7 protein-coding genes and 1 pseudogene are annotated in these 9,510 nt (G+C 69.8%); 1 reads left to right on the forward strand and 7 read right to left on the reverse strand.

The genetic code is table 11. The annotated features are described in order from the left end of the window. The 5 genes and pseudogenes from hemW to G6021_RS10670 all read right to left on the reverse strand — a co-directional run. A partial coding sequence (gene hemW, locus G6021_RS10650; RefSeq protein ID WP_347238953.1) for a radical SAM family heme chaperone HemW occupies positions 1-1,100 on the reverse strand: 1,100 nt, incomplete at its 3' end. Between the two features lie 695 nt (positions 1,101-1,795). Further along, positions 1,796-3,175 (reverse strand): annotated as a pseudogene (locus G6021_RS10655) (wax ester/triacylglycerol synthase family O-acyltransferase); the annotation flags it as partial. A 142-nt stretch (positions 3,176-3,317) separates the two neighbouring features. After that, positions 3,318-3,527 (reverse strand): hypothetical protein, encoded by a 210-nt coding sequence (locus G6021_RS10660; protein ID WP_179524959.1) that lies wholly within the window; start codon positions 3,525-3,527, stop codon positions 3,318-3,320. A 9-nt stretch (positions 3,528-3,536) separates the two neighbouring features. After that, the gene (locus tag G6021_RS10665; RefSeq protein ID WP_182641258.1) at positions 3,537-5,645 is read right to left on the reverse strand and encodes a M3 family metallopeptidase; all 2,109 of its coding nucleotides are present in this window, start codon (positions 5,643-5,645) and stop codon (positions 3,537-3,539) included. Between the two features lie 33 nt (positions 5,646-5,678). Then, positions 5,679-6,500: a TSUP family transporter gene (locus G6021_RS10670; RefSeq protein WP_182641259.1), complete on the reverse strand. Its 822-nt coding sequence runs from the start codon at positions 6,498-6,500 to the stop codon at positions 5,679-5,681. 26 nt (positions 6,501-6,526) lie between these two features. On the opposite strand from G6021_RS10670, the gene G6021_RS10675 reads away from it, so the two are divergent. Further along, entirely contained in the window at positions 6,527-7,039 is a 513-nt protein-coding gene (locus G6021_RS10675) for a CGNR zinc finger domain-containing protein (protein ID WP_182641260.1), read from the forward strand. A 40-nt stretch (positions 7,040-7,079) separates the two neighbouring features. Here G6021_RS10675 and lepA read toward each other — a convergent pair whose 3' ends face one another. Together lepA and G6021_RS10685 are read right to left on the reverse strand one after the other, a co-directional pair. After that, positions 7,080-8,990 (reverse strand): translation elongation factor 4, encoded by a 1,911-nt coding sequence (lepA, locus tag G6021_RS10680; protein ID WP_187700634.1) that lies wholly within the window; start codon positions 8,988-8,990, stop codon positions 7,080-7,082. Between the two features lie 7 nt (positions 8,991-8,997). Next, positions 8,998-9,510, reverse strand: a 513-nt coding sequence (locus G6021_RS10685; RefSeq protein WP_182641262.1) for an EthD domain-containing protein, incomplete at its 5' end; no start/stop codon positions are given.

Raw genomic sequence — 9,510 nt, forward strand, 5'->3', positions numbered from 1 at the left:
TGGAGGTCCGCACGTTCCCTCTCCTGCGCCGTGAACGCCCCGTCGGGGAGCCCCTCGGCCAGCCGGAGGCCGGTCATGATCCGCTCGAGGTGACGGTCGTCGTCGTGCAGTCGCTCCCCGCCCTCGACCGGGAGGTCCCCGGCGTCGCACGCCGCGGCGTAGCGCGCAGGATGGCGCAGGTTCCACCACCGGGCTCCGGCGACGTGGGAGTGCGCCCCGGGTCCGATCCCCCACCAGTCACCGCCGCGCCAGTACCCCATGTTGTGACGGCAGTAACCCGACTCGTCGGTCGCGAAGTTGGAGACCTCGTACCAGTGGAACCCCGAGCGCGACAGTCGCTCCGCCACCTGTTCGTAGCGGTCGGCCAGCACGTCGTTGACGGTCCCGGGCAGTTCTCCCCGACGGATTCTCCGGGCCAGGGCGGTGCCGTCCTCGACGATGAGCGAGTAGGCGGACACGTGGTCCACCCCTGCGTCGACCACGGCGTCGAGGGTGCGGGCGAGGTCGTCGTCGGTCTCCCCCGGCGTCCCGTAGATCACGTCCAGGTTGACGTGGTCGAACCCGGCTCGGGCGGCCTCGGCGACCGCCTCCTGCGGGCGACCGGGGGTGTGGGCGCGGTCCAGGACGCGCAGGACGTGCGCCGCGGTGGACTGCATCCCCAGCGAGATCCGCGTGTATCCGCCCTCGCGCAGTCGTCCGAAGAACTCCGGGGAGGTGGATTCGGGATTGCTCTCGGTGGTCACCTCGGCTCCGGGCGCGAGCCCGAACGTCGACCGGATCCGATCGAGCATCCCCACCAGAACGTCCGCACCCACCAGCGACGGGGTTCCGCCGCCGACGAAGACGGTGTCGACCTTCGGCGGGGTGCCCGACCCGGCCAGCACCGACGCCGCCCGCTCGATCTCCAGTGCGGCCGCCCGTTCCCAGTCGGCGGGCGAGGTGGCGGACCCGAGTTCCCCGGCCGTGTACGTGTTGAAGTCGCAGTAGCCACAGCGGGACGCGCAGAACGGGACGTGGAGGTAGATCCCGAACGGCGCCCGCGGGTCGCGCGGCGGCGGGGAGAGGGCGAGACCAGCCGGATCGTGGGCCCCGGTCGTCACGCCTGACCGGTCACGCGGTCGCCCCCGGTCTCACCGCCCCCCGACTCGGAGGTCGCGGGGCCCTCGTCCGGAACGGTGGCGGCCGGGGCGCCGTAGGTCGGTGCGGCGGCGTCGGGCCCCGTGGCGGTATCGGGCTCCGGTTCGGACGCGGAAGAGTTGTCTGGTCTGGGCACGGAGCCCACAGTGCCGGATGACGGGTTCGCCGTGCGCTCGACGGGGGTGACGGGCTTGGAACCCGTGGGCTTGTCGGACGTCTTCCGGGCCGAGGTCTTCCTCGCGGCGGCGGTCCTGGAGGCCGTCTTCTCACCGGCTGACGTCGAGGCGGGGGCGGTCCGGCCCGTGGTCTTCTCGGCGGTCGGCTTGGTCGCGGTGGACGTCTTCCTGTGGGCGGTCGACTTCCTGGCGGCTGTCGTCTTGGTGGTGGCCGAGGTCTTCTTCGCGGGAGCCTTCTTCGCTGGAGCCTTTTTCGCCGGGGCCTTCTTCGCGGTCGTCTTCTCCGCGGTCGACGTCTTCGCGGTCGATTTCTTCGCCGGGGCCTTCTTCGCCGGGCGCTGTCGGTCGGAGGCGTTCGTGGCGGCCCCGTCCTTGCTCGCGGACGACTGACGGCCCGCCTTCTTCAGGTCCTTCCGCAACTGCGCCAACTCGGCGGCGGACATCCGCTCCGCCGTGGGGGTCCCGCTCGCCTCGCGCTTCTCGGCGGCCTCGACGAGTTCCTCCATGGCCTCGCTCACCGCGTGGGCCATGGGCCAGGGGTCGGGAACGAGGTCCTTGCACGCGATGAACCCGAAGTGCAGCTCTCCGTCGAGCGACATCACCGTGCAGTTGAGGCCGGCGCCGTGGAACACCGGCCCCATCGGAAGCATCTTCGTGACCCTGGCCCCGAGGAAGTACAGCGGGATGTTCGGACCGGGCACGTTGGAGATGATGAGGTTGTGCACCACCGGGTGGCGCTCGGAGAGCCTCAGGCGCGAGTACATCCGGACCGCGGAACCGAAGACGGACGGCGCCGCGAACTGCGCCCAGTCGGTCAGGAGATTGGCGTCGAGCGCGTCGGTGTGGTCCTTGGCGACGGTGTTGGCGTCCCGGATCGACTCCAGACGCTCGACCGGGTCGTCGATGTCCGTGGCCAGCGACATGAACATGCCCGACACTCGGTTGGTGCCGGGGCGTGACTCCGCGGCGTGCACCGACATCGGGACCATCGCGATGAGGGGCTTCGACGGCAACTCGTCCAGGTCGTCGAGGTAGTTGCGCAGGGCGGTCGAGCAGAGGGCCAGCACGACGTCGTTGACGGTGGTGCCGAAGGCGTTCTTGATCCGCTTGACCTGGTCCAGGTCCACACTGGCGTAGGAGATGGACCGGTGCCCGGTGATGGTGCGGTTGAACGGGGTGCGCGGGGCGGTGAACGGTGCCGGCATGGCGAGACCCTTGCGGGCCCTGTTGATCCACGAGGGAAGGACACCCAGTGTCCCCGGCAACAGCGAGGCCAGACGCCACGGGGTGGCCAGCCGGGACAACGCCCCGCCGACGGCCAGTTCGAGGGCTCCCGAGCCTCCGGCGGTCTCCTGCACCAGTTCCTGGTCGAGGGACGGATCCTCCGGGGTGAGCGAGCACAGCTGGGACATCATGTTGGCGCCCGTGACGCCGTCGACGGTCGAGTGGTGCATCTTGGCGAACACCGCGAACCGTCCGTCGGGCAGCCCCTCGATGACGTACATCTGCCACAGCGGCATCGATCGGTCTATCGGCTGGCTGGCCAGGTGACCGCACAACTCGGCAAGGACCTCGTCACCACCCGGTTCCGGCAGGCCGACCCGGTGGAGGTGGTGGTCGATGTTGAAGTCCTCGGCCTCGACCCACACCGGGTGGTCGATGTTCAGCAGTGAGTCGTGCAACTTGCGCCGGAAACCCGGCATCCCGGTGACCCGGCGGGCGAGTTCCGCGCGCAGCGCGTCGAACGAGTAGCCGCCGTTCATCTCGGACCCGTCGAGGACGATCAACCCGCACACGTGCAGGAGCTGGGCCCTGGTCTCGAAGTAGAGGAAGCTGGCGTCAAGTCCACTCAGGCGCTGCATGGAGGGAGTGTACGTCCGGAGTCCGTCCCGCAGAGTCGGTTCCGCGGACGGCCCGTCCTCACCAGACGTCGAGGATGAGCCACGCGATCACGACGAGCGCGATCAGCAGGATCAGGGCGAGAGTCACACGCGACCGGGGCATCTACAGGACCTCCTTCCCGGTCTCGGGGTCCCCGGCGGCGACGAGCCCCCGGAACCGGTGCACGAGCACATCGGCCACCCGCTCGACGACCACCGCGACCAGGAAGAACAGCGGGACTCCGGCGGCGAGCATGATGAACACCTGCAGGGGGAACGGCAGGGTGGCGAGCCAGAGCTCGACCCTGTCCCAGAACTCGAGGAATGCCGTCACGGATCGATCCTACGACCGGCCGGCGGTGGCGACCTCGCGGCCGCCCACCACCGAACTGTCCAGGCCCCGGCGGCGCAGCAGCGCCGAGGGACTCGGGTCCGCACCGCGCATCGCCCGGTAGGCGTCGAGGAAGTCGATCGCCCCGCCGCGGGACAGGACCTCACGGCGCATCGCGTCCCCCGAGGACCGCTTCAGTCCCCCACGTTCGGCGAACCACTCGGCGGCGTCCGCGTCGAGCACCTCGGCCCAGAAGTAGGAGTAGTAGGCCGCCGAGTACCCGCCGGCGAAGATGTGCTGGAAGTACCGCGACCGGTACCTGGGCTCGACGCCGGGGACGTCCAGTCCCGCCTCGGCCAGCACCCTGGCCTCGAACTCGTCGACATCCGTCACCGCCTCGGCCTCCTCGAGGGTCAGCGAGTGCCAGGCCAGGTCCAGGAGGGCGGCGGCGAGGTACTCGACGGTGGCCTGCCCCTCACCGAAGCGTTCGGCCTCCCGCATCCGCGCGACCAGATCCTCGGCGATCGGCTCCCCCGTCTCCACGTGCCGGGCGTATCGCGCGAGCATCTCCGGCCGGCGCGCCCACATCTCGTTGACCTGTGAGGGGAACTCGACGAAGTCGCGGGGCACCGAGGTCCCGGAGAACACCGGGTACTCCACGTCCGAGAGCAGGCCGTGGAGGGCGTGCCCGAACTCGTGGAACATCGTCGTGACCTCGTCCATGGTGAGCAGCGTCGGCTCACCCGCCGCGGGGCGGGACAGGTTCATGACGTTGACGACGACGGGACGCGAATCCAGGAGCCGGGACTGGTCGCGGAACGAACTCATCCAGGCCCCGCCCCGCTTGGTCGGACGTGCGTAGTAGTCGAGGAGCAGCAGACCGATCCCGGCGTCGGGCTGGTCCCGCTGGTCGTCGAAGACCTCGATCACCCGGACGTCCGGGAGGAATCCGCGCAGGTCCGTCCGCTCGGCGAAGCGCAGGCCGTAGAGCTCGGAGGCCGAGTGCATGACCGCGTCGCGCAGCACGCGCTCGAGCTCGAAGTACGGCCGGACGCGTGCGTCGTCCACCTGGAAGCGGTCGGCGCGCAGCCGCTCGGACTCCCAGGCCCAGTCGGCCGGGTTCAACTCGCGGTCCTCCCCGCCGAGCAGGTCCTTGGCCTCGTTGCGGGCATTGGTGACGGCGGCGTCGACCACGTCGAGCAGCAGACCTCGTGCCGCCTCGGGCGACCCGGCCGTCTCCACGGCGAGTACGTGCTCGGCGTGGGAGCCCAGCCCCAACAGGTGCGCGCGCTCGGCGCGGAGCCGGACGATCTCCAGGACGATCGGGGAGTTGTCGTGCTCCGGGGTCGAACCCCGTCGCAGCGAGGCCTCCATGACCCGCCGCCGCAGACCCTGATGGTCCAGCCACGCGGAGATCGGCTGCACCGTGGGCAGTCCCAGCGGGATGAGCCAACCCTCGCGTCCCGCCTCCGCGGCCGCGGCGGCGAGCGATGAGCGCATGGACGCGGGCAGCCCGGCCAGCTCCGCCTCGTCGGTCACGGGGACGGCGAGCTCGGCGGTGGAGGCGAGCAGGTTCTCCCCGAACGCCGTGGTCAGTTCGGCCAACCGGGTGTCGATCGCCGTCAGCCGCTCGCGGCCCGCCTCGTCGAGTCCCGCACCCGCCCGGAGGAGGTCACGGTGATGCCGACGGATCAGCCGCGCGGTCTCGTCGTCGACCTCCAGCTCCCCCGACTCCAACGCCGAGTGGACGGCGTCGACCCGCGCGTGGAGGCCCTGATCGGTCATGACGGCCGAGCCGTGGGCGGCCAGGAGCGGCGAGACCACCCGGTCCACGTCGAGCCGGGCGGGCGTCGCATCCGGACCGAGGAGCCCGTAGAACACCGACAGGACCCGGTGGAGCGCCCGGCCCGACCGCTCGAGGGCGATGACCGTGTTGGCGACGGACGGCGGTTCCGGGTTGGCCACGATCGCCGCGACCTCGGCCGCGTGGTCGTCGATCGCCGTCCGGATGGCCGGCTCCAGTTCCGCCTCGTCGATCGCCGCGAAGTCGGGCAACCCGTACGGCAACGGCGACTCGTCGAGCAGCGGGTGGCGGCCGGGTTCGGGGCTCGGGAGGGTCATGGGGGCGAGTCTACGTCGGCTCCGCGGGACGCCTCACGTCCACTGGGCCACCGTGTCCCACGCCAACTTGACCGCCAGGATGCCGATGACCACGAGGAACACCACCCGGATGAACTCGTTGCCGTGTCGCATCGCCATCCGCGCGCCGATGAACCCCCCGGTGAGGTTGGCCACCGCCATACAGCCACCGATGAGCCACAGCACCTCGCCGTGGATGCCGAACACCAGGATCGAGGCGATGTTGGTGGTGAGGTTGGCGAGCTTGGCCGCCACGGTCCCCTGCAGGAAGCCGAAGCCCAGGAACGCGACGATCGCGATCACGAAGAACGACCCGGTCCCCGGACCCAGGACCCCGTCGTAGAACCCGATCAGCAGACCGATCAGCGCCGATCGCCAGATGCGCGCCCACCCGGTGTACCGGTTCTCGTGGGTGCGACCCATGGTGGGCCGGAACCACGTGTAGGCGCCCACCACGATGACGGCCACCAGGACGACCGGCGTGAGCAGGTCCCTCGGGATGAACCTGGCGACCGACGAGCCGGCGGCCGACCCGGCGAACGCCGCGACCACCAGCGGGAGCACCATCCCGATCGGCACCCGGATCCGGCGCAGGTAGGTCAGGGAGGAGACCAGCGTCCCGGCGACCGAGGAGAGTTTGTTGGTCCCGAGGATCTCCGGGGTCGAGGCATCCGCGGGCAGTCCGAGCACCAGCGCCGGGAGCTGGATGAGTCCTCCCCCGCCGACCACCGAGTCGACCCAGCCGGCGACGAACGCGGCCAGCACGAGCGCGGCCAGGACCCACACGGAGACCCCCACCGCCGGGGACGCGGCCAGACCCGCGAATGACTGAGGCATACCGATCACTGTGCTGTAATCGGTTTGTGTATATCAACCCTTACGGGGCCGATCCGGTGACCCTCGCCGCCGACCTGGCGAACCGCCGCCCCCGCACCACCCGCGAACTGGTGGACCGCTGCCGCGAATCGGGGGTGACCATCGACCGGGGGGCGTGTGACGAGGACCTCGAGGAGGTGCTGACGTTTCTCGACGACTGGCTCGTCGTCGTCGACACCACCGACCCCCGCGGGCGGGCCGACGCCCTCAACGCCCTGCTCGCCGACCACTCGGCGCCGCCACGCCTGACCGACCACGACGGCCACTGGCACGTGCACTACCGCGCGGACGACGTCTCGTTCGCCCGGCTGCTCACCGCCATGTTCTCCGTGGGCACCGCACTCCACCTGACCTCACGCGGCATCGACCGTCTGGCACGGTGTGCGGCCGACGACTGCGCGGACGTCTTCGCCGACACCACCCGCAACGGACGCAAGCGGTACTGCTCGACCCGCTGCACCAACCGGTCCGCCGTGCGGCGCCACAGGGCGAGGCACTGAGCGCGTCGGCCCGACGGCAGCGCGCGGGCGGCGTCGGTCGCTACTTCTTGTCCGCGCTCGACTCCGCGGACAGTGCCGCGACAAAGGCCTCCTGGGGCACGTCCACGCGGCCGATCGACTTCATGCGCTTCTTGCCCTCCTTCTGCTTCTCGAGCAGCTTGCGCTTGCGGCTGATGTCGCCGCCGTAGCACTTGGACAGCACGTCCTTGCGGATGGCGCGGATGTTCTCGCGGGAGATGATCTTCGCGCCGATGGCCGCCTGGATGGGCACCTCGTACTGCTGACGCGGGATGAGTTCCTTGAGCTTGCCCGTCATCTTGTTGCCGTAGGCCTGCGCGTAGTCCCGGTGCACGATCGCGGAGAACGCGTCCACGGCCTCGCCCTGCAGCAGGATGTCGACCTTGACCAGGTCGGACGCCTGCTCACCGGCCTCCTCGTAGTCCATCGACGCGTATCCCTTGGTGCGGGACTTGAGCGAGTCGAAGAAGTCGAAGATGATCTCGCCCATCGGCATGACGTAGCGCAGCTCCACGCGGGTCTCGGACAGGTAGTCCATGCCCTTCATCTCGCCGCGCTTGGACTGGCACAGCTCCATGACGGTGCCCACGAACTCGCTGGGCACGATGATCGTGCACTTGACGATCGGCTCGAAGATCTCGCGGTGCTTGCCCTCGGGCCAGTACGACGGGTTGGTGACCTGGTGCTCGCTTCCGTCCTCGGCGACCACGCGGTACACCACGTTCGGTGCGGTGGAGATGAGGGCGAGGTTGAACTCCCGCTCCAACCGGTCCCGGGTGATCTCCATATGCAGCAGACCCAGGAAACCGCAGCGGAAGCCGAAGCCGAGTGCGACCGAGGTCTCCGGCTCGTAGTCGAGCGAGGCGTCGTTGAGCTGCAGCTTGTCCAGGGCGTCGCGCAGGACCGGGTAGTCGGACCCGTCGATCGGGTACAGCCCGGAGAACACCATGGGATTGGGCTCTTTGTATCCCGCGAGGGCCTCCTCCGCCCCGCCGCGACCGCTGGTGATCGTGTCACCGACCTTGGACTGACGGACGTCCTTGACCCCGGTGATGAGGTACCCGACCTCGCCCGGGCCCAGCCCCTTGGTCACCTTGGGTTCCGGCGAGATGATCCCGACCTCGAGCGCCTCGTGCGTCGACCCCGTCGACATCATCTTGACCTTCTCGCGCGGATTCAGCGTGCCGTCGAACACCCGGACGTAGGTGACCACGCCGCGGTAGGTGTCGTAGACCGAGTCGAAGATCATCGCGCGGGCCGGGGCGTCCGGGTCACCCACGGGCGCCGGGATCACGTCACACACCCTGTCCAGCAGTTCCTCGACGCCCACGCCCGTCTTGCCGGAGACCCGCAGGACGTCGTCCGGCTCGCAGCCGATGATGTGGGAGATCTCCTCGGCGAACCGATCGGGGTCCGCGGCCGGGAGGTCGATCTTGTTGAGCACCGGGATGATCTCGAGGTCGTTCTCCATGGCCAGGTACAGGTTGGCCAGCGTCTGCGCCTCGATGCCCTGCGCGGCGTCCACAAGGAGGATCGCGCCCTCGCACGCCTCGAGAGCACGGGAGACCTCGTAGGTGAAGTCCACGTGGCCCGGGGTGTCGATCATGTGCAGCACGATCTCCTCACCCTCGTGGGCACCGGAGCGCGGCACCCAGGGCAGGCGGACGTTCTGCGCCTTGATGGTGATGCCGCGCTCGCGCTCGATGTCCATGCGATCGAGGTACTGGGCCCGCATGAGCCGCTCCTCGACCACACCGGTGATCTGCAGCATGCGGTCGGCCAGCGTCGACTTGCCGTGGTCGATGTGCGCGATGATGCAGAAGTTCCTGATCCTGGCCGGATCGGTGAACGTCGTCTCTGCGAAGTTGGGAATCTCGATCACTCCTGGAGGCGGGCCCGGGCGTGGCGGGGTGCGGTCCGACCGGGCGATCATCCCATTGTCACACGCGCGGACTCCGGATACGCATCACGTACCGCCCCGTGGGGATCGCGTCGACCGTGCCGTCGTCGAGGAACCGGGCCGTCGAAGCGGTCATGGCCTGGATGTTGGCGCTCATCCTCTCGTCACTGCCCCGGGAGTCGAAGAACACCCCGAGGTCCCGGGTCGCCTCGATCGGGAACACCTCCTCGACGATCCCCGCGATCTCCGGCGCTCCCTCGGTCAGTGCGCGGACCACCACGTGCTGGGTGTAGGCGGTGGTGGACTGCGTCTCGATCGCCACCGGCGTGTGCTCCTCGAGCCAGACGCGCAGCCACTCGTCGCGCTCCAGCCGACCGGGCCGGCGCAGGAAGGCCAGGTTGGCCATCCCGGGACACCTCCCGTCCTCCCCCGGCTCCGGAACGCGGAGCGGCTGCGATTCGGTCACCGACCACGCGGAGACCGGGCCGAGCTCGCGAAGGGCATCGAGGACGCCGGCGCATGCGGCGCCCGAGGCCACCGGCACCCGCGCGCG

The sequence above is a fragment of the Dietzia sp. CW19 genome (assembly GCF_014145265.1).
Classification (GTDB): domain Bacteria; phylum Actinomycetota; class Actinomycetes; order Mycobacteriales; family Mycobacteriaceae; genus Dietzia; species Dietzia natronolimnaea.